This is a genomic window from Sagittula sp. P11 (assembly GCF_002814095.1).
Lineage (GTDB): Bacteria > Pseudomonadota > Alphaproteobacteria > Rhodobacterales > Rhodobacteraceae > Sagittula.
Window position 1 is genome coordinate 287,466 of record NZ_CP021914.1, and the last position, 20,482, is coordinate 307,947.

The window sequence follows — 20,482 nt, forward strand, 5'->3', positions numbered from 1 at the left end:
GCCGCGAAAGGACGCACCCATGACCCAGATCATCACCGTCTCGCGCCCCGCACCCGGCATCGGGGTGATCACCATCAATCGCCCCGAAAAGCGGAACGCGCTGAACGAGGCTGCCTGGGATGCGCTGGCGCGTGGCTTGGGCGAACTCGGCGACGACCGGGAGGTGCGGACGATCGTGCTGACCGGTGTTCCCGGCGCTTTCTGCGCCGGTGACGACATCGGGGCCTTCGCGGAGGCCAGCAAGGATCCGGTGAAGCGGGACCGTTACTGGAACACGATCATGCGCTGCTACGCCACGCTGTCCGATGTGCCGTTGCCGATCATCACTGCCATCGACGGACCCTGCGTGGGCGGCGGCATGACCTTGGCGCTGCGCGCAGATTTCCGGCTGGTGGGGCCGCGCGCCGTTCTCTCGGTTCCGCCGGCGCGGCTGGGGCTGGTCTATCCGGCCGACAGCACTGCGCGTCTGGCGGCCCTCGTGGGACCACAGGCCGCACGCTACATGATCTATACCGCCGCATCGCTCGACGCGGCGGAGGCGGTGGCGACGGGTCTTGCCTGGGGGGATGTCGCGGACGATCCGCTGGCGGCGGCACTGTCGCTTGCGGCCAGGATAGCGGACAAGTCGCCCCTGACCGTGGCGGCGGCGCGCACGGTCTTCAATCGCCTTGCCACACAGTTGCCCGAGGGGCTGGCAGACGAGATCGCCGCCCTCACCCGCGAGGCGGAGGCCAGCGATGACTACGTCGAGGGCGTCGCCGCTTTTGCTGCCAAGCGCGCACCGGTCTTCAAGGGGCGGTAGAGCACCGGGTCCCTTGTCGCGAACGGTTTTTCCCGGCACACACGCCATCGCGTGGGCTGTCCGCCCGTGAAAAGCTCACCACCGGAGGGAGACCGACATGGAGCAGCCGGAGACCAAGGAAGAGCCCAGCACGGTCGATACACGCCTCTTCGTCGGCTCCGTGCGCAAGGCGATGGCCGTGATGGAAGCCTTCGACGAAACCGAGCCCGCGATGTCTATGACCCGGATCGCGGCCAAGACTGGGCTTGGGCGCAGCGCAGCGCAGCGCTTCGTCTACACGTTGGAGACGCTGGGCTACCTGCGGCGGGATGCACGGACGCTCGAATACCGGCTCTCGAACCGTGCATTGCTCTTTGCCCGCAGTATCCTGACGTCTCACGCGGCCATCGAACGGGCCTTTCCGTCCATGGTCAGGCTTGCAGAGACCTTTGGTGAAACCGTGTCCTGGCTGGAATACGACGCCGGGCAGGTCGTCGTGCTGAGTTCTGCACCCAGCCCGCACCGCGCGGCCGTGGTGCTGCCCATCGGTGCCCGCTTCGATGCGCTGACCTCCTCGTCGGGACACCTGTTCCTGGCGGACATGCGACGCGAGATCGTGGTCGGCATGTTAGAGGACGCCGGCCCCTCCGTCCGGGCACGGCTCGGAGACCTCGATGCCGACAGCTACGTGGACCTTGTCCGCAGCGAAGCCGCCCGAGGTTACGCGCTGACCGAGAAAGACATGGACATCGGTTCCATGTCGCTCTCGGTGCCGGTGCGCAATCTGCAGAACCAGGTCGTGGCCGCCATCAACGTTTCGGTCCTGCGCGCGCGCACCGGGCCGGAAAAACTGCTGTCAGAGATCGTCCCGGCCTTGAACGAGCTGGTTCAGACGCTCGACGCGGACCTTTTCAGAGGCCGTTGAGCCCGGTCTCTGCCTGGTGTTCGAGGATCCTTGCGACACGCACCACCGCCGCGCGGATCGGCGGCCCCAGACGCTCCGAGATGGCTGTATGAGGAACCCTGCTCTCCAGCGCAGAGACGTTGAGTGCCCCCAGAACCAACCCGGATGACGACAGGACCGGCGCAGAGATCGAGACGCTGAACAGGTCTTCTTCCTTGGAGGTGGTGGCAAAGCCCTGCGACCGGATTTCCGCGAAGCGCGCAGCCATTTCTGCCGCGTCGGCAAAGGCGATCCGCTTGCGCAGCGCAGGACTGGCCGCAGCCAGAAGGCTTTCCGCGAACTTAGGGTCGCCTTGTGCAAGGATCGCCTGTCCCGATGAAGAGGGTAAGGCGGCGAACCGCTGCCCGGGGGCAAAGCTCACATGGCCGAGGTGCCTGCTGCGCACGGTCTGCTGGATGACGATCTCGTCGCCTTCGAGTTTGACCCAGCTTGCGGTTTCGCCTGTCTCGTCGGCCAGATCCTGAAGGACGGGCTGGACCAGCCGCATCAGGTTTCCGGGTCTGGTCAGCCCGCCGGACAGGTCGAGGATCTTGAGCGTCAGCCGGTAGTGGCGCTGGTCTTCCTCCCTTTCGAGGTATCCGAGCTGCTCAAGTGTGTAGACGATCCGCTGCACGGCGCTGCGCCCCAGGTCGATCTGCTTGGCAATGTCTGCGATGGTCCTTGAGCCGAGCCCGCCGTCGAAGGCCGCCATGACTCGCATCGTGCGTTCGACCAACGCCACGTAGAGCCGTGTGTCGACCTCGTCCTGCGGTGGAGCGTTGCGCGTGTTCATGGGACAGCAGAGCCTTCTGGGTGACGGACCCGAAGTCTCTATCACAGTCCAGCCGGATGCAAAGGCCGCGTATGGCATTGTTCGGCCCGTCGGTCGGAGCAGGGAACGACAGTTCACTCGCTGATCTGGCAAACGTTGCAGGACACACAGTCGACCTGCATCGCGGCGCTGGCGGAGGCGGGGCACGCCGGACCACTCCGGATGGCTTGCGGCAAAGGCCAGCGGAGCGATGATCGCGAGGAGGCGCTCGCCTTGGCTCCCTGAGATGACGTGACCCTTGGTGCAGGTCGCCATGTCCAGCGATGCCTCCACTTCTGCGAGGAAACGGGGCTCGGACTGTCTGGTGATCACACGTGCGCGCGCGTCCAGCCAGAGGTTTGTCGTTCTGCGTCTCGAGATCGAAGTACTTTTGGATAATAGCGCTCTGCGGCAGGTCAAGCTCTTCGCCTGAACGCGTGAAATGGCGTTCAGGGCAGCGCGTTCGAAGGACAGCAGCATCCGCATGTCAGGCCGGTATCAGCGTTGCCGGATCGTTCGACTGCTCCGCTCTTGGCTACACCCGAAGATCACGTCTTTGGCGTCACCATGCTCCTATTTGGAGGCAAGACTGGGACGCCATGTGTTTTCGGAATGAGGTTATCTGGAATGGTCATTCGGAACCGCGACACCCCTTGGTCTACAATGCCCATAGATCATGAATACGAACGGAGCGGCCCTATGGCAGCCGAACATGCAAACCCCGATAAAATCCGCGCGCTCTTCTCCCGCGCCATGTCCGTCATGTACCGCGAAGAGGTGCCGGCCTACGGCACGCTCATGGAGCTGGTGCATGACGTGAACGCCGAAGTGCTCTCGGCCAGCCCGGCCGAAAGGGAGCGCCTCGAAGGCCTGGGCGAGCTCGAGCGTATCGACGAGGAACGCCATGGCGCGATCCGCCTCGGCACCCCGCGCGAGCTGTTCACCATCCGCCGTCTCTTTGCGGTCATGGGCATGCACCCGGTGGGTTACTATGACCTGTCCGTGGCCGGCGTGCCGGTGCATTCCACCGCATTCCGCCCGCTCGACGACGCTGCGCTGCGCCGCAACCCGTTCCGCGTCTTCACCTCGCTGCTCCGGCTCGACCTGCTGGACGACGCCGACCTGCGCGACGCCGCCGCCGAGGTACTGGACCGCCGCGAAATCTTTACGCCGGGCTGTCTCGAACTGATCCACAAGGCCGAAGCCGATGGCGGTCTTTCCGAGGCCGACGCCGAGCGTTTCGTGGCCGAGGCGGTCGAGACCTTCCGCTGGCATGCCGAGGCAAACGTTCCCCACGCGCTTTACCGCCGCCTGCACGATGCGCACCGGCTGGTGGCCGACGTGGTGGCCTTCAAGGGTCCGCACATCAATCACCTTACTCCGCGCACGCTCGACATCGACCGCGTGCAGGAGATGATGCCGGATCGGGGAATCTCGCCGAAGGCCGTTGTGGAGGGACCGCCCACCCGCACCGTGCCGATCCTTCTGCGCCAGACCTCGTTCAAGGCGCTCGAAGAGCCGGTGAACTTCCCCGCTGATGACACCGGCGAGGCCGGTACCACGATTGGCCGCCACACCGCCCGCTTCGGCGAGATCGAGCAGCGCGGCATCGCGCTGACCCCGAGCGGCCAAGCCCTCTATGACCGCCTGCTGGCCGAGACGCGCAGCCGCATCACACCGGCCGCCGACGGCTCGAACGCCGACGCTTACCGCGCCACACTGGCCGAGGTGTTCGCGGCCTTCCCGGACGATCTGGAAACGCTGCGCAAGGACGGGCTGGGGTACTTCCGCTACTCGGCAACGGGCCAGCCCTGCAAGGATCCGTCCTGCGGATTGGATGCGCTGATCGCGCAAGGCTGCCTGCGTGCCGACCCCATTGTCTACGAGGATTTCCTGCCGGTTTCGGCCGCTGGGATCTTCCAGTCCAATCTCGGCGACGGCGCCGCTCAGGCCTTCGTCGCCAACCCCAACCGTGCGCGCTTCGAGGAAGACCTCGGCGCGCCCGTGCATGACCTGTTCTTCCGCTATGCCGAGACCGAGGCACGATCGCTCGCCGAGGCCCGTATCGAGCTGAGCCGGAGCCACCAGACGGCCTGACCCGGGCAGCGGCACGACCGCCCGAAGGCCCACACCCCGTACACCGAAAAGACAACCGACCAATCAAGGAACCCTCTCATGAGCACCCCTCTCAAGCAGACCACCGCCGACACGATGGCAGCCTGCGGCGCGACCGCCGATCTTGCCGTCGCGGGCGGCATGTCCGTCATCTCTCCCGTGACCGGCGAGCCCGTCGCCAGCCTTGCCGAGCATTCCGTCCCCGACACCGAGGCCGCCATCGCCAAGGCCAACGACGCCTTCCGCACCTGGCGGCTTGTCCCTGCCCCTCGCCGTGGTGAGCTGGTGCGCCTCTTCGCCGAAGAGCTGCGCAAGGCCAAGGAAGACCTGGGCCGCATGGTCTCCATCGAGGCGGGCAAATCCCCGTCCGAAGGCCTTGGCGAAGTGCAGGAGATGATCGACATCTGCGACTTCGCGGTTGGCCTCTCGCGCCAGCTCTACGGCCTGACCATCGCCACCGAACGCCCCGGCCACCGCATGATGGAAACCTGGCATCCGCTGGGCGTAGTCGGCATCATCACGGCATTCAACTTCCCCTGCGCGCCGTGGTGCTGGAACGCGGCCCTCGCTCTGGTCTGCGGCGATCCGGTGATCTGGAAGCCGTCCGAAAAGACCCCGCTGACCGCGCTGGCCTGCCAGGCGGTGTTCGAACGCGCGCTGGCGCGTTTCGGTGACGACGCGCCCGAAGGCCTCAGCCAGGTGCTGGTCGGCGGCCCCGCCGTGGGCGAGGCGCTGGTGGACAGCCCTAAGGTCGCGCTGATCTCGGCCACCGGGTCCACCCGCATGGGCCGGATCGTCGGCCCCAAGGTCGCGGCGCGCTTCGGCAAGTGCATCCTCGAACTAGGCGGCAACAACGCCGGTATCGTCTGCCCCTCTGCCGATCTGGACATGGCGCTGCGCGCCATCGCCTTCGGCGCGATGGGCACGGCGGGCCAGCGCTGCACCACCATGCGCCGGCTCTTCGTGCATGACAGCATCTATGATCAGATCGTGCCCGCGCTGAAGAAGGCCTACACCTCCGTTTCGGTGGGCAATCCGCTGGAAACCGAGGCGCTGGTCGGCCCGCTGATCGACAAGACGGCCTTCGACTCCATGGGTGAGGCGCTGAAGGAAGCGGCCGGGCTGGGCGGGACTGTTCACGGCGGCGAGCGCCAGGACGTCGGTCCGGAGACGGCCTATTACGTCAAGCCCGCGCTGGTCGAGATGCCGAAGCAGGAAGGCCCGATGCTGCGGGAGACCTTCGCCCCGATCCTATACGTGATGAAGTACAGCGACTTCGACGAGGTGCTCGAGCTGCACAACGATGTCGGCGGCGGGCTGTCCTCTTCGATCTTCACCACGGACCTGCGCGAGATGGAAACCTTCCTTTCGGCACGCGGATCTGACTGCGGCATTGCCAACGTCAACATCGGCACCTCGGGCGCCGAGATCGGTGGCGCCTTCGGCGGCGAGAAAGAGACCGGCGGCGGCCGCGAAAGCGGTTCGGACGCATGGCGCGCCTACATGCGCCGTGCCACCAACACGATCAACTACTCGCGCGAGTTGCCGCTGGCACAGGGCGTGGTCTTCAATATCGACTGACCATGAACACCGCAGTCGCATCAGACTTCCGGCCCGCCGAGCGCATCGAGTCGCTCGGCGTGTCCGAAATCCTCGCGATCGGGGCGCGTGCTGCAGAGCTGCGCGCCTCGGGTCGCGACATCATCAGTCTCGGGGCGGGCGAGCCTGATTTCGACACGCCCGACCACATCAAGCAGGCAGCCTGGGACGCCATGCAGCGCGGGGAGACCAAGTACACCGCGCTGCCCGGCACCGCCGCGCTCAGGACCGCGATTGCCGGCAAGTTCGCCCGCGAGAACGGACTGAGCTATTCAACGTCCGAGATCATCGCCTGCACCGGCGCCAAGCAGGTGATCTACAACGCCATGATGGCGTCGCTGAATCCCGGCGACGAGGTCATCATCCCAACCCCCTACTGGGTCACCTATTCCGATATCGTCGAGCTTTGCGGCGGCATTCCGGTTCTGGTGCCCTGCGCCGCCGAGCAGGGCTTCCGACTGAGCGCCACGCAGCTGCGCGAGGCGATCACGCCGCGCACCCGCTGGCTGATGCTGAACTCGCCCTCCAACCCGTCGGGTGCGGCCTATGCGGCCGAACACCTGCGGCCGCTCTTGGATGTGCTGCTGGAGGAACCGCATGTCTGGCTGATGGTCGACGACATGTACGAACACATCGTCTACGATGGTTTTCGCCATGTCACCCCGGTGGCCATCGAGCCCGCGCTGAAAGAGCGTACCCTGACCATAAACGGCGTCTCCAAGGCCTATGCGATGACCGGCTGGCGCCTTGGCTATGCCGGTGGTCCCGTGCCGCTGATCAAGGCCATGACGGTGATCCAGAGTCAGTCGACCTCGGCCGCGAACACGATCAGCCAGGCGGCAACCATCGCCGCACTGGAGGGGCCGCAGGATTTCCTGGCGGAACGGGCCGAAGCCTTCCGCGCCCGCCGCGATCTTGTGGTTGACGCGCTGAATGCCATCCCCGGCCTTGCCTGTCGCAGTCCCGAAGGCGCCTTTTATGCCTTCGCCGAATGCGGTGGTGTGATGGGGCGCCAGACGCCGGACGGAACGCGGCTGGACACCGACCGCGCGTTCTGCGCCTGGCTGATGGAAACGGCGGATGTTGCAGTCGTGCCGGGCACCGCCTTCGGCCTGCCGGGGCATTTCCGCGTGTCCTACGCCACCGACACCGAAACGCTGAAGACCGCTATGGCCCGCATCGCGGCTGCCTGTGCAACCCTGTCGGATCCGGCCTGAATAAACATCCGGGACGCCGGGAAGCCGGCGTCCTCTCCTGCAAGGGCTGGGCCATGACACCCTGCGCAGACAGTCGGGACACTTGAGCCGCTGCCGGATCTTCGTCACAACGGCTGGCGCTGGAGGTTCGTGTGAAACGGATCGGCTGACGGCGTGCCTGCGCCGCGATCGGGATGGAGACCGCCAATGTCTGACAGTGGAACCTCAGGGTCTACATCGCCTTGGTCCGCGCAGGCGCGCGGGGACGGCCTGCTTTACCTGTCCTCGGCCGACATCGAGAGCCTGAACCTCTCTCCCACGGCACTGCGCCGCGCCATTGCTGCAGCGATCCGGCAGCGGTCCGCACCCGTCCGTGGCGGCGGCCTGAAGACGCGGGTGCAGCTGGATGAGGGCCGCTTCTTCATGTCGATGTCCGATGCGGATGACGGGCTTGGTCTGGGCGTGACCAAGTGGATCGGATACTCGGCCGACAACGCGCGGCGCGACCTTCCTGCCATCAGTGCGCAGATCATCGTGAACGATGCCGTCACTGGCCGCGCCGTGGCGATCATGGACGGCAGCTGGATCACGACACACCGCACCGCTGCCCTGTCAGCCCTCGCGGCCGAGGCGCTGGCCAGGCCGGGCGCGTCCAACCTCGGCGTGTTGGGGTGCGGCGTGCAGGCGCACAGCAACCTCTCGGCGCTGGCGGACGTGCTGCCTAGGCTGCGCAGGGTCCGCGCGTTTTCACGCAGCACGGCGTCGGCGGAGGCGCTTGCGCTGCGGGCACGCGAGATGGGGTTCGAAGCCGAGGTCATGCAGGACCCCGAGGCGCTCGCCGCCGCGAGCGACGTGGTGGTGAGCTGCCTGCCCAGCATCGACAGCATCCCGCCCATCGTACGCCCGCAGGTGTTGCGCCCCGGAGCGCTGGCAATCGGGGTCGACCTCGGGCGCGCATGGCATCGCGATGGCCTCACGGACTATCTGGACGGATTCTTCACCGACGATCTTGCCGCGCTCGAACGCAACGGCGGCAATGCGGCTCTGGCGCATCAAGGCCGCTATGATGGCGACCTCGCCGCACTCCTGACTGGAGCGCATCCCGGCCGCGTGGACGATGCGCAGCGCCTGATGTTCCTGTTCCCCGGCATGCCGCTGGCCGACCTGGCGGTCGCACGGCTTGCAATGACGGAGGCTGCCGAAAAAGGTCTCGGCACCCTGCTGCCCCGCTGACCGGGCACGCATCACGGCCACAGGCACGGGCACCACTGTGAGCGGCCCCGGACCGAGCTGGTCAATAGCGCTGCGACCCACTTCAGCCCTTTCACTGGACCATGGGCGCAGGCATGCGTCGCCCATGGTCTACCTTCGTAGGCGCGGCCTCAGGCCGGTTCGGACATCAGCCTGTCGCGCAGCGCGAGCATGTCCGTGCAGACATCTTCGAGGTCCGCAACGTCGAAGCCGTCCGCATGGGCAAACCCTTCGGCGTGCAGCAACTCGGCGAGCCGACCGTTATAGCTCGCCCGTCCACCCGAGACGGTAAGCCCGCCCGCGTGTTCGAACGCGTCGTTCCAGGCGATGGCTTCGGCCTCGGTGACGCTGCCGGGCAGATCAAGGCTCAACACCCCGGTCTGTGACAGTTTCACGGGATATCCACCCGGCAGGCCATTCGGCCCAGGAACGTGCCCGGTCCAGGCGGCTCCGGCTGCAAGGGCCAGGATCAGGGTGACGCCGCTGGCCCCCGAGATCTCGATGGCGGGCTCCGGCGTCAGCTTGCACTCGGAGAAGGTCGCGAAGGGGTCGGTAATCTCACGATCATCGGAGAAGATGCGCGGCGCGGGGCCGGCGCGCTCTGCCGCTGGCTGGCGCCAGGGTTTGAGGCACTGGTAATGTGCCAACACCCTCAGCGTGCCCGCCGGACGCGCGCTGGCGCCACGGAAGACGTTTGACAGGATCGCGACATTGCCGGTCCCGCACAGCACGTCATGGCCCATGGCCGTGATCATCCCGTTGACCACGTCCGGGAAGGAGCAGTTGATCAGCGGTGTCGTCGGGCACAGCTTGCTGATTGCTGCCGCCATGCGCGCGGACATCAGCGCCTGGAAGACGGCGGTGGCGCTGAGCCCGCCTTCGGCCACCAGCTCTGTCCAGCGCGACCCCTTGTCCGAGATCACCGAGGAGGTCTGGATCGACGCCGCCTGTACCACGATGCGGGGCTGTAATTCCGACAGGAGCGCCTCGCTCGCGCCCTCCTCAAGCAGGTCGATCCGGTGCGCCCTGAAGCCGGCAGGCGTGCCGAACATGGCGGCCCGGGCATTGCCCGCGGTCTGCAGCCATTGCAGCCGGTCGACGTTGCGCCCGGCGATGACCACCGAGACAGGCTCTTTTGCGGTGGCCGCGATGTCGAGAGCGATGCGGCCGGCGAACATTCCGGTGCCGGTGATGAGAACGTCGGTCGTCATACGGTGTGGGCCTTTCTGGTGTTCTTGCGTTCCCAGCGTTCGGGCGACTTCGGCAAGAGATGCTTGCGGATCCGCTGGCTTGGCGTCTTGGGGAACTCGTCGATGAAGGCGATGAAGCGCGGCTGCTGGTAGGGGGCGAGCTTGTCGCTCAACCAGCGGCTGATCTCCTCGGCATCCGGTTTGGTACCGGGGGTTGGCCGCACGAAAAGCTGGATGTCATATTCGCCGATTTCGGCGGGCACACCGACCATGGCGGATTCCTCGATCTGCGGGTGCCGGTTGGCAACGCTTTCGACTTCGTGTGCCGAGACGTTCTCGCCCATGCAGCGCACGCTGTCGCCCACCCTGCCATGGAACCGCAGCATACCGTCCTCGCCCCAAGAGCCGGTGTCACCGGTGTGGAACCCGTCTGGCTGCAGCGCCTTGGCGGTGGCCTCGGGTGCCTTGTGGTAGCCTGCGAAGATTGCGCCCTCGATGGTCGAGGTGATGACCAGTTCGCCACGTCCCTCTCCCGGTCCGAGGATGCGGCCTGTGTCATCCTTCACCTGAATGTCGAACCAAGGCAGCGGTCGACCGATGGCCCCCACGACCCCTTCGACATTGGCGCAGCTGATCGACGAAGCCTCGGTTTGGCCGTAACACTCCTTGATGGTGATGCCGAAACGGTCCTCGAAATCGCGCCATGCGGAGGCAGGGCAGCCGCCGCCCCATGCGACGCGCACGCCATGGCTGCGGTCAAGCTCGGAGGGCGGCTGCTTGAGCAGGATCTGCGGGATACCGCCGAGATGGTGGATGTGGGTGCAGCGCGCAGTAGACACCTGCTGCCAGAACTGGCTGGCCGAGAATTTCTCGGCGATGGTGAGGGTGACATTGCGCAGGATCGGCAGGACCAGGACCTGCGCGCCGCCGACATGATAGAACGGCTCCCACATGAAGAGATTGTCGCCGTCCTGCAGGTTGCCCACCTCCTCCACACCGCGCGCGGCGATCTCGAGCATGGTCTGGGTAACGAGCACGCCCTTGGCAGGCCCGGTGGTGCCGGAGGTGAACATGATCGCCGCGAGGCCCATGGGCCCCGCCACGTCATATCGGGGCCGGACGGCGGGGGCGCCGGGAAGATCGCGACTGTGCAGCACGAGGATGCCTTCGCGCGGCTGCGCCTCGCAGGCGGCAAGCGTGGCTTCGAGCTCCGGATCGCATACCGCGATGGCGGCGTCCACCAAGCGGATTGCATGCACCAGCCCGTCGCCGACGAGCGCCGGGTTCACCGGCACCCAGACCATGCCCGCGCGCAGAAGCCCATGGATGAGAGCAAGCGAGGCGGGACTGTTGCGTGTCATCACGGCCACCGTGTCACCGGGGCGCACGCCATGGTCGGCAAGCCAGGCGATCATCGCGTCGGCGGCATCTGACAGTTGCCGGAAGCTGAGTTCGGTGCCTTCGGTGGTACGGGCAAAGACGCGATCGGGGGTCCTGTCGGCCTGTTGGATGAAGGACTTTGCCAAGCCTTGGATGTTCATGTGTTTCCTCGAAATGGAACAGAGAGCCGCGCCACGGTTCAGGCGGCGCGGCGTACAGGGTGTCTTCAGGACTTCTGGACGCGTTGGGCCACAAGCAGGATCAGCGTGACGATGACCAGCACCACAACGGACACGGCGGCCAGCGTCGGGTTGAGCTGCAGGTACATGTCGTCCCACATCTGCTTGGGCAGGGTCGATTTCAGACCGCCCGAGATGAACAGCGCGATGGTAAGCTCGTCAAAGCTGGTGACGAAGGCGAAGAGCGCCGCCGAGATGATGCCGCCCCGCAGAAGCGGCAGCGTGATCAATCTGAGGACCTTGATCCGCCCTGCCCCCAGCGTGGCCGCCGCCTGGTCAAGCCGCCAGTCGTAGCCCTTGAGCACCGCGCCGATGGCAATGAAGGTGAAGGGGATCGCGAGCAGCGTGTGACCGATGATCAGTCCGATGTTGGAGGCCACGAGCCCGATCTGGGCCATCAGGTAGAACAGGCCCACCGCGATGACGATGCGCGGCACGATCATCGGTGCGAGCATCAGGCCGAAGACCGTCTTGCCGAACTTGCTGTCCGAACGCGCCAGCGCCAGTGCCGCCATGCCGCCCAGAAGGGTGGCCAGGATGGCGGTGGCGAAAGCCACGCCGAAGCTGCGTAGGGTGGCCGAGATCCAGATCTGCGAACCGAAATACTCGGAGAACCAACGGGTGGAATAGGACGGCGGCGGGAAGGCCAGCGTCTGTTCGCCCGTGAAGGCCAGCGGCAGCACGATGATCGCGGGCGCCAGCAGGAATAGGAACAGCACCCCTAGATAGACGCCACGGAGCGGCCTCGGGGCCTCGTCGCCGCGATCACCCAGATGGTTGAACGGCGAGCAGATCCAGGCAAGCCCGTTCAGCACTCTCTGACCCGCACGGCGCAGCCACCGCACGCCCTTCTTCGAACCCTTGGTCCCCTCGGAGCTGGCCTGCGTCAGCGAAGAAAGCCCGAAGAACTGGTCGTAGATCCAGATCGCCACGAGGGCGGCCGCCACCAGCATCACCGACAGCACCGCGGCAAAGGCCCAGTTCACCAGCTCCTGCACCTGCATGATGATGATCTGAGCCAGCATCGTCTGGCTCCGGCCGCCAAGATAGGCCGGTACGATGAAGAAGCCGAGCGACGTGATGAAGGTCAGGAGCCCCCCGGCGGCAACCCCGGGCAAGGCCAGCGGAAATTCGATCAGCCAGAACCGCTGAGAACGTTTCGCGCCGAGGCTGCCGGCGGCCAGCGGCAGGCGCTGGTCGATGCCGGTCATTACCGGCACCATGGTCAGGATGGCCAGCGGCATCATTGCGTGGACCATGCCGACCAGCACGCCGAACTCGTTGTACATGAGATCCAGCGAGCTTTCGGTCACTCCCGAGCCGGTCAGGATCGAATTGAAGAGGCCGCGGTCACCCAGCATGATCATCCATGCGAATGTCTTGACCAGGTACGAGGTCCAGAACGGCAACAGCACCAGGAACAGCCACTTGTTGCGGCTCTTGTCAGGAAGCCGGGCCAGCCACGCGGCGACCGGGTAGCCCAGCAGCACCGAGAAGAAGGCCGTGAGCATCGAGATCCGGAAGGTGATCCACAGAATGCGCATGTAGACCGGGGTGTCGGCGAGGTGCTGGTAGTGCTCAAGCGTCGCGCCGCCGGTCTCACCGCCTGTGAAGCTCAGGCCGATGAGGCGCAGCATGGGCAGCAGAAGGAAGACGGCCACGAAAGCCAGCGCGGGCGCGGCAAGCCACATCGGGCCGACCCTCAGCCGCGAGAGGGCGCTGCCACGGGCGAAGATATCAGAGGCCAGACTGCTCATGACACCACCCGGCCGGCCTCGATGGGCCAATGTACGGTGATCTCTTGGCCGACATCGGCGCCTATGGCGACGCCCGGGTCGCGCCGCAGCGTGAATTCCGTGCCGTCCGGCAACACCAGCATCAGCCGGTTGTCCGAACCGATGTAGACCACGTCGCGCAACGTGGCGCGCAGCTCGTTCATGCCGGGGCCGGTGGCCGCGCCGAGCGATACCCGCTCGGGCCGCACGATCAGCGCGTGTATTCCGGCATTGACATCGCGCGCGCCCATGCGCCCCGCAAAGGTTCCCGCAGCGGTCTTGACCAGCGTGTTGCCCTGTGCGTCGGTGCCCGCGAGCGTGCCTTCCAGCAGGTTCGAATGACCGATGAATGTGGCGGCGAAGATGGTCTCAGGATCCGAGTAGATCTCGCTGGGGGTACCCAGCTGCTCGACCTTGGCATGGTTCATCACGCAGATGCGGTCGGACATCACCAGCGCCTCTTCCTGGTCATGGGTGACGTAGATCAGCGTGGTGCCGAATTCCCTGTGCAAGCGCCGGATCTCCAGTTGCATGGTCTCGCGCAGGGCCTTGTCGAGTGCGCCGAGCGGCTCGTCCATCAGGATGATCTCGGGGCGGAAGACAAAGCAGCGCGCAAGGGCCACCCGCTGTTGCTGCCCGCCCGAAAGCTCGCGCGGGAAACGGTGCGCGAACTTGTCGAGCTGCACCTTTTCCAGCGTCTCGGCCACGGACGTCCGGATCTGTGCGGCAGGCAGGTTGCGCATCTTGAGCGGGAACGCGACGTTATCCTCGACGGTCATGTGCGGGAAAAGCGCGTAGTGCTGGAACACCAGCCCCATGCCGCGCTCGTGAACCGGACGGTTGGTCCAGTTCTCGCCGTCAATCGAAAGCCGCCCCGATGTGGCCGGAGTCAGCCCCGACACCATCTGCAGCAGCGTGGTCTTGCCCGACCCCGACGGCCCCAGCAGCGTGAGGAACTCACCGCGCTGGACGTCCAGCGTCGTGGGTTCGAGAGCGGTGAACGTGCCGTATTTCTTTGACAGCCCATCGATGCGGATTTTGGCGGCAGGAGCGGTGGAGATGTTCATGAAGGAATTGCCTCTGTCGGAGTGGGCCGGGCACCGGTCGTGTGGCGGCGACGGGCTTCGCCCGGCGACCGCGCGCAACGGCCGTCTCTGGAGTGATCGCGGGGGGCAGAGAGAGCCTGCCAGCCGCACCCGCAGGGGGCAGCTGGCAGAAGGGTGATTACATCAGGAGCCAGAGATTGAACCGTTCGGTCATCTCGGCACGGTTCTCTTCCCACCAGCTTTCATCCGCCAGCACCATCTTGTCCAGGTTGGCCGGTGCGGTGGTCAGAACGGGCGCGCGCTCTTCCGAGATGTGGTCGTAAGCCGCGAGGTTGGTCGGGCCATAGGACAGATCATCGGTGAACAGCGCCTGCTGCTCGGGCCGGGCGCAGAAGGCCAGGAACTGCCGTGCGGCATCGACGTTCGGGCCGCCCTTGGGAAGGCCCCAGCCCTCGATCGAGTAAAGACCCTGGTTCCAGACCAGTTCAGCGGGCGCCCCGGCGTCGATGGCCGATTGCAGGCGGGCGTTCCAGCCGGCCACCATGTCGACCTCGCCACTCTGCAGCAGTTGCGAGGATTGCGCACCGCCGGTCCACCATACGTCGATGTGGTCCTTGATCTCGTCAAGCTTGGCAAAGGCGCGGTCCACGTCGAGCGGGTAAAGATCCTCGGGCGCGACACCGTCGGCCATCAGCGCCTGCTCCAGAGTGTCGATGGGATTGCGGCGCAGCGCGCGACGCCCGGCGAAGGTTTCCGTGTCCCAGAACTCGGCCCAGTTGGACGGACCGGCTTCCATCCTGTCGGTGTTGAACGCCGATATCGTCGCGTAGACATCGGTGCCGAGGAAGTTCGAATGCACCGAGCCCGGCATCATGGTTTCGGCCAGCGCCGGATCGAGTTGGATGTCGTCCAGCAGATCTTCCTGTTCAAGGATCAGCCGGGCCGACAGGGTCAGGGTACAAACGTCCCAGATGTAGCTGCCGGTCTCGACGATGGACTTGAACTGCGCCGTGGGTTCCGCGTCTCGCGCCACGGAAACGATCTCGATGCCGGTCTCGGCGGTGAAGGGCTCGTAGAAGGCCTTGCTGAAGCCCGCGCTGAACGGACCGCCCGGATCGGCCACGGTCAGCGACGCGGTCTGCGCATTGGCACGGCGGCCCAGCATCGGGGCTGCCAGCGCGGCAGTGCCGATGGCCAGCATGCTGCGACGGTTCAGGCGCGATCTGTCGTTCTTGGTCATGGTGTGTACCTCTGTTGGGATGTTGGCTTGGTTTTTGCTTTATTGTCTGTGTGGCGGCGCTCGCCCGCAGGGCGGAAACCGTCGTCTTCGGGAGGATTCCTCGTGAGGCCGGTCAGGCCTTTGCGCGCTTGGCGAAGAATTCCTCCATCATCCGCTGAGGCTCGCCGGTGGAGTAAGCCTCCAGCTGGATGCGGATACCGGCCTGCATGGCGTCCTCGTAGCCCGCTTGGGTCACTTCCTTGACCCGCTGACGGTTCAGACGCATCGCCACGGGAGGCTTGGATGCAAGATCCTTTGCCAGCTCCATCGACGCGGCCATCACCTGGTCCTGGTCCACAAGGCGGCTGATCAGGCCCCAGTCATAGGCTTCCTTGGCGTCGAGCATGCGGCCGGTGAAAGTCAGGTCGATGGTGCGGGCAATGCCGATCATCTCCCGCATGACCCAGTTGCCGGTGACGGTCGGGATGCCGGACAGGATTTCTGGCTGGCCCATGCGCACGCCGGGGTGGGCGACACGAAGGTCACACAGCAGCGCCACCTGGAAGGCCGAGCCCGCCGCCACGCCATTGAGCGCCGCGACGATGGGCTTGGAGCTGTCGCGCAGGCAGGCATAGAGCTTCTTCCATTCGCCCATCCAGCTTTCGGCCCGGTCTGCGTCGAAGGTCTTGCTCTCGCCCAGATCCTGCCCCGCGCCGAACGCCCGGTCGCCGGCTCCTGTCAGGATGATGGCACGCACCTCGTCATCCGCTTCTGCAGCCACGAAGGCGTCGATGAGCATGTCACGCATGGAGGTGTTCCACGCATTCATCTTCTCGGGACGGTTCAACGTGATTGTCAGAACGTTGGCGGTTTTTTCGGTAAGAATGAAGTTGTCCATAGCATCCATTGCATTGTGATAGTTACTATTGGATAAAAATGACAGCAGGCATGTTTGTCAATCGTCTTGTGGCTCTCGGTTGAAATTCCTGTCTGTGTTACCGAAGACAGTGCGGTGCATTCTCAGGGTGTCTGCATGCGACCAAGGCGGGATCGAAGGACAAGATGGTGTCAGAACAAAACAAGAAGCCGGCGAAGCGGGCAGACCCCCTCATGGTGCAGTCAGTTGCCAAGGCCTTTCGCGTGCTCGAAGCCTTCAACGGCCAGCATCCGCAGATGACGCTCTCCGACATTGCCGAACAGACCGGCCTTGACCTGAGCGGGGCGCAACGCTTTGCGCACACTCTGGAAACGCTGGGCTATCTCGAGAAGGACACGCGCACGCGGCAGTTTCAGCTGTCGGTCAAGACGCTGGATCTGGCCCATCATTTCACCCGCACGTCACGCCTCGTGGACCGGGCGATGCCGGTCCTGCAGTACCTCAGCAAGGAAACCGAGGAGACGGTGAACCTCACCGTTCTGGACGGGACCGAGATCGTCTTCATCTCGCGCTTTCTCAGCCGTCACGTGCTTCACACGGATGTGACCATCGGCACCCGTCTGCCCGCCTATTGCATGGCACCGGGGCGGGCGATGCTCTCACGGTTGCCGCCCGAAAAGGTGGCGGCGATTCTGGATGCCTCGGACATACGCGCTCACACCCGGAACACCGTGACGGACGTCGACAGGCTCAAGGAGATCATCGAAGAGACGCGTCTGAAGGGCTATGCCTGCGCGTTCGAAGAGGTCTACCACGCCGATGCTTCGATCGCGGCACCGATCCTCGGCGCCCAGGGGCAGGTGATCGGCTCGGTTTCGCTTGCGGTCTCGACCCTTCGTTACACGCCCGAACAGCTCGAAGCGTCCTTCGCCGCGATGATCCTCGCGGCCGGGAGGTCGATCTCCTTCTCCTGACGATCCGGGCCCCGGAGACACCAAGCAATCCTCCGACGAGCCAGCCGTTTTGAAGAATCCGCCCGATAAGCAGGGCCGGAAACGTTGAGGCTTGACGCAGGACCAGTTGTGGCCCCTCATATTGCCATAAATCATATTGCATGGTAATACTCATGGCGGACTCGCTCCTTCATCCCATCGACGCCGACGCGCCGCGTCCGCTGCGTTTTGAATTCGACGGTGCCGAGATCACCGCGCGGCTCGACGACACCGTGCTGGCTGCGGTGCTGGCTACGCAGCCGGAGTGCGGCGTCAACGAATTCGACGGGGGCGCCCGCGCCGGTTTCTGTCTGATGGGCAGCTGCCAGGAATGCACCATGTGGGACGATCAAGGCCGACGCCTGCGCGGCTGCATGACGGTCGCCCGCGATGGCCTGCGCCTGCGCTCGCGCCCATACGACGAGGCCGAATGACATGCAGGGGGAAACGAAGATCGTTATCGTCGGCGCCGGACCGGCAGGGCTCGCGGCAGCGCGGCGGCTCGTCGAGGCCGGTCTGAGGCCCATCGTTCTGGAGGAGAGCGCCCACCCCGGCGGGCAGGGCACCCGCCGCTTGTCGCCCCTGACCTCGCGCCACCGCGCCGCGCTCTTCGGAAAGTCGGCCGAGACCATCGCGCGCCGCGAAGAGGCCGAGGATGCGGTGCTGCAGCATTGCGATTTCCGAACCGGCACTTTGGCATGGGCCTGCCATGACAATCGGCTGGAGCTGCTTGGCCCGGACGGTTTCGACAGTATCGCCTATTCCCATCTCGTCATCGCGGTTGGCGCGACCGACCGGCTGATGCCCTTGCCCGGCTGGACCCTGCCGGGTGTCTTCACCCTCGGTGGGGCACAGGTGGCGCTGAAACGCCATGCCAGCTTCATCGGGCGAAAGGTGATCTTCGCCGGGTCGTCGCCGCTGCTGTACCTTGCGGCAGCGCAGTACCTGCGGCTTGGGCACCGCGATCTGACCGTGCTCGACACGACGCCCATCTCGGGGAAGGCCCGGGCTTTCCCGGCCATGCTCCGCCACGCGCCGCGCAATGCGCTGCGAGGACTTTCCCTGATCGCCGAGCTGTGGCGCGGCGGTGTCAGCATGCGTTCGGGCGTGCGGCTGGAAGCGATCGAGGGCGACACCCGCGTCAAGCTGCTGCGCTACACGACCGCCCGCGGCCGGGCCGGGACCGCCGAGGCGGACGCAGTGGCCCTGGGCCACGGATTGCGCGCAGAGACCCAACTCGCCGAGCTGGCCGGAGCAACCTTCGCGTTCGATCCGGACTTGCGGCAATGGTTCCCCTGCACCGACGCGGCGGGCCGCGCGGGCGAGCGGCTCTGGCTGGCGGGGGACAGCGCCCGTACCGGCGGCGCCGAAGCTGCCGATGCCGCCGGGAGCCTTGCAGCGCAGAGCCTTCTGGAAAGTCTCGGCCATCCGGTCCGGAGCGTCGTGATGAGGCGCGACAGGCGCCGCCTGGCCGCGCAGCAGGCATTCCAGCGCGCCATGACAGGCGCTTTCCGCTGGCCTGCCGAGCAAGCCACCGCACTTGCCGATGACGTTCTGGTCTGCCGGTGTGAACGGGTCACCGCCGGCGAGATCCGAGCCGCCCTGAACGAGCCCTCCTGCCCGACCGAGGTGAACCGGGTGAAATCCGTGACCCGCTGCGGGATGGGCCGCTGCCAGGGCCGGTTCTGCGGACAGGCCCTTGGCGAGATTGTTGCAGCCGCCACCAAAAGTCCGCCCGGACGGCTGCGCGCGCAGGCTCCGGTCCGCCCCATCCCGCTGGTCTTCGACCCCAAAGCGCGGGGGGAAGACGCATGAACCGGCGCCTGAAATGCGACGTAATCGTGATTGGCGGCGGTCTCTTCGGCGCCTTCACCGGGCTCTTCCTCGCGCGCGCGGGACTGAGTGTCGCGCTGCTCGAGAAGGGTCAGATCGGGGCGCAGGCCTCCGCCACAAATTTCGGGAACCTGCGGCTGCACGGACGATCCGCACGCCAGTACCCGCTGTCGATCCGCGCACAGGAGCTTTGGGAGGCTTATGGCACCCTCACTGGCGAGGGTTGCGAGATCGAGCGCACCGGGCATCTCTATTTCGCCCACGGCGAACGCGGCGAGATCCAGCTGCGCAAGGACGTAGAGACCGCAACGCGCTTCGGCGTCGAGTCGCAATTGCTTAAGAAAGATGCCCTTCACGCCCGGTTCGGCTTCCTGTCGCGCCACATCCGCCTTGCGGCGTTCAGTCCGCGCAGCGCTGTGGCCAATCCCCGTCTCAGCACGCCGCCCGTGACCCGGGCGCTGGCCCGGGCGGGCGGCACCGTGATCGAAGGCTGCGAGGTTGCGGGCTTTGACAGCACCGCCACGGGGTTCGCGGTCACCAGCACGGATGGCAGGTGTTTCGAAGCGCCAAGGCTCGTCAACGCCGCGGGGGCCTGGGCCGGCAAGCTCGCCCAGCAGGCCGGAGAACCCGTGCCGATGTTCAGCGCCGGCCCGCCGCAATTCGTCACCGAGCCCCTGCCGCACCGACTGCACCCGTCGGTGCATATGGTGGAGGGCGATGTCATCGTGCGTCAGATCCCGCGCGGCAACATCATCTTCTCGGGCTACCCGCGCACCCGTTCGCTGCCCTCGGGCGAGTTCACCTACGTGCCGCCAGCCAAGACACTGCGAGGGATGCGCACGCTCGTCGAATGCATCCCCATGCTGGCGCGGGCAGAGATCATCCGCGTCTGGTCCGGGGTCGAGGGTTATCTGCCCGACATGCTCCCGGTGATTGGCGCCAGCACCACCACTCCGGGCCTGTTCCATGCCTTCGGCGGCAGCGGCGGCGGGTTCCAGATTGCTCCGGCGGTCGGCGAATGCCTCGCCGCGCTGGTGCGGGGCGAGGCCTCAAAGGTCGACATCTCGGGCTACGGCATCGACCGCTTTACCGAGGGCTCCGAAGTCTCGGAAAAGATTCACTTGGAGTTCGACCAGTAGGCATTTGCGGACCCGCCTTCTTTGGGCGTGTGGCGTCCGATTCCGAGGCGGGGATGGGCGCGTAACCTCTTGCGCGATGGCGCTCGACAGCCGACA

The 20,482-nt window shown here is 65.8% G+C and carries 17 protein-coding genes; 10 read left to right on the forward strand and 7 right to left on the reverse strand.

Annotated elements, in window-relative coordinates:
• Positions 1-19 precede the first annotated feature (19 nt).
• Both CDO87_RS23365 and CDO87_RS23370 read left to right on the forward strand, forming a co-directional pair.
• Positions 20-802, forward strand: coding sequence for an enoyl-CoA hydratase/isomerase family protein (locus CDO87_RS23365; RefSeq protein WP_100931309.1), 783 nt, complete (start codon positions 20-22; stop codon positions 800-802).
• A gap of 97 nt (positions 803-899) precedes the next feature.
• Positions 900-1,706: an IclR family transcriptional regulator gene (locus CDO87_RS23370; RefSeq protein WP_100931310.1), complete on the forward strand. Its 807-nt coding sequence runs from the start codon at positions 900-902 to the stop codon at positions 1,704-1,706.
• On the opposite strand, the gene CDO87_RS27110 is transcribed toward CDO87_RS23370, so the two are convergent.
• Positions 1,693-2,517, reverse strand: coding sequence for an IclR family transcriptional regulator (locus CDO87_RS27110; RefSeq protein ID WP_198521913.1), 825 nt, complete (start codon positions 2,515-2,517; stop codon positions 1,693-1,695). The genes CDO87_RS23370 and CDO87_RS27110 overlap by 14 nt on opposite strands.
• A gap of 717 nt (positions 2,518-3,234) precedes the next feature.
• Between CDO87_RS27110 and CDO87_RS23380 the strand changes: the two genes are divergently transcribed.
• From CDO87_RS23380 to CDO87_RS23395, 4 genes are all read left to right on the forward strand, one after another.
• A complete protein-coding gene (locus CDO87_RS23380; protein WP_100931312.1) occupies positions 3,235-4,632 on the forward strand; it encodes a VOC family protein in 1,398 nt (465 codons plus the stop codon).
• 114 nt (positions 4,633-4,746) lie between these two features.
• Positions 4,747-6,231 (forward strand): aldehyde dehydrogenase family protein, encoded by a 1,485-nt coding sequence (locus tag CDO87_RS23385; RefSeq protein ID WP_254698501.1) that lies wholly within the window; start codon positions 4,747-4,749, stop codon positions 6,229-6,231.
• On the forward strand, positions 6,228-7,466 hold the full coding sequence (locus tag CDO87_RS23390; RefSeq protein WP_100931371.1) for a pyridoxal phosphate-dependent aminotransferase: 1,239 nt from the start codon (positions 6,228-6,230) through the stop codon (positions 7,464-7,466). Before CDO87_RS23385 ends, CDO87_RS23390 begins: the two co-directional genes overlap by 4 nt.
• A 186-nt stretch (positions 7,467-7,652) precedes the next feature.
• Positions 7,653-8,678, forward strand: a complete 1,026-nt coding sequence (locus CDO87_RS23395; RefSeq protein ID WP_100931314.1) for an ornithine cyclodeaminase family protein — start codon at positions 7,653-7,655, stop codon at positions 8,676-8,678.
• Between the two features lie 149 nt (positions 8,679-8,827).
• On the opposite strand, the gene CDO87_RS23400 is transcribed toward CDO87_RS23395, so the two are convergent.
• The 6 genes from CDO87_RS23400 to CDO87_RS23425 all read right to left on the reverse strand — a co-directional run bounded on the left by CDO87_RS23400 (position 8,828) and on the right by CDO87_RS23425 (position 16,443).
• Positions 8,828-9,907, reverse strand: coding sequence for a hypothetical protein (locus tag CDO87_RS23400; protein ID WP_100931315.1), 1,080 nt, complete (start codon positions 9,905-9,907; stop codon positions 8,828-8,830).
• Positions 9,904-11,427, reverse strand: a complete 1,524-nt coding sequence (locus CDO87_RS23405; protein WP_100931316.1) for a class I adenylate-forming enzyme family protein — start codon at positions 11,425-11,427, stop codon at positions 9,904-9,906. The genes CDO87_RS23400 and CDO87_RS23405 overlap by 4 nt, the downstream gene beginning before the upstream one ends.
• A gap of 65 nt (positions 11,428-11,492) precedes the next feature.
• Positions 11,493-13,262 carry an ABC transporter permease subunit gene (locus CDO87_RS23410; RefSeq protein WP_100931317.1) on the reverse strand — a complete coding sequence of 590 codons (1,770 nt, stop codon included), beginning with the start codon at positions 13,260-13,262 and terminating at the stop codon, positions 11,493-11,495.
• Positions 13,259-14,347 (reverse strand): ABC transporter ATP-binding protein, encoded by a 1,089-nt coding sequence (locus CDO87_RS23415; RefSeq protein WP_100931318.1) that lies wholly within the window; start codon positions 14,345-14,347, stop codon positions 13,259-13,261. Before CDO87_RS23415 ends, CDO87_RS23410 begins: the two co-directional genes overlap by 4 nt.
• A gap of 157 nt (positions 14,348-14,504) precedes the next feature.
• The gene (locus tag CDO87_RS23420; RefSeq protein ID WP_100931319.1) at positions 14,505-15,566 is read right to left on the reverse strand and encodes an ABC transporter substrate-binding protein; all 1,062 of its coding nucleotides are present in this window, start codon (positions 15,564-15,566) and stop codon (positions 14,505-14,507) included.
• Between the two features lie 112 nt (positions 15,567-15,678).
• Positions 15,679-16,443 carry an enoyl-CoA hydratase/isomerase family protein gene (locus CDO87_RS23425; RefSeq protein WP_100931320.1) on the reverse strand — a complete coding sequence of 255 codons (765 nt, stop codon included), beginning with the start codon at positions 16,441-16,443 and terminating at the stop codon, positions 15,679-15,681.
• A gap of 212 nt (positions 16,444-16,655) precedes the next feature.
• Between CDO87_RS23425 and CDO87_RS23430 the strand changes: the two genes are divergently transcribed.
• The 4 genes from CDO87_RS23430 (at position 16,656) to CDO87_RS23445 (ending at position 20,386) form a co-directional block, all read left to right on the forward strand.
• The gene (locus CDO87_RS23430; RefSeq protein ID WP_254698476.1) at positions 16,656-17,396 is read left to right on the forward strand and encodes an IclR family transcriptional regulator; all 741 of its coding nucleotides are present in this window, start codon (positions 16,656-16,658) and stop codon (positions 17,394-17,396) included.
• Between the two features lie 152 nt (positions 17,397-17,548).
• Complete coding sequence (locus CDO87_RS23435; protein ID WP_100931322.1) at positions 17,549-17,848, forward strand: (2Fe-2S)-binding protein; 300 nt, start codon at positions 17,549-17,551, stop codon at positions 17,846-17,848.
• Position 17,849: 1 nt separating this feature from the next.
• Complete coding sequence (locus tag CDO87_RS23440) at positions 17,850-19,229, forward strand: NAD(P)/FAD-dependent oxidoreductase (RefSeq protein WP_100931323.1); 1,380 nt, start codon at positions 17,850-17,852, stop codon at positions 19,227-19,229.
• Positions 19,226-20,386, forward strand: a complete 1,161-nt coding sequence (locus CDO87_RS23445) for an FAD-binding oxidoreductase (RefSeq protein ID WP_100931324.1) — start codon at positions 19,226-19,228, stop codon at positions 20,384-20,386. The genes CDO87_RS23440 and CDO87_RS23445 overlap by 4 nt, the downstream gene beginning before the upstream one ends.
• Positions 20,387-20,482 lie beyond the last annotated feature (96 nt).